Source organism: uncultured Algibacter sp., from assembly GCF_947495675.1.
In the GTDB taxonomy this organism is placed as follows: Bacteria; Bacteroidota; Bacteroidia; order Flavobacteriales; family Flavobacteriaceae; genus Algibacter_B.
In genome coordinates this window covers 1-212 of the sequence record NZ_CANLZX010000117.1, presented here as the reverse complement: position 1 = coordinate 212, position 212 = coordinate 1, and the positions used below count along the sequence as shown (strand labels likewise).

The 212-nt window shown below is 46.7% G+C and carries 1 pseudogene; it reads left to right on the top strand.

The features are described 5' to 3' along the window. Positions 1 to 212, top strand: a pseudogene (locus tag Q0842_RS16415) (sprD domain protein); the annotation flags it as partial.

The window sequence follows — 212 nt, the reverse complement described above, 5'->3', positions numbered from 1 at the left end:
TAGCAAGAGTAAAGGCAGAAGAAGCAGCCCAAGCAAAACTAGCAGAAGAAGCAAGAATAGCGGCAGCGGCAGCAGAACAAGCAAGAAACGAAGAATTAGCAAGAGTAAAGGCTGAAGAAGCAGCTCAAGCAAAACTAGCAGAAGAAGCAAGAATAGCGGCAGCGGCAGCAGCCCAAGCAAGAAACGAAGAATTAGCAAGAGTAAAGGCAGAA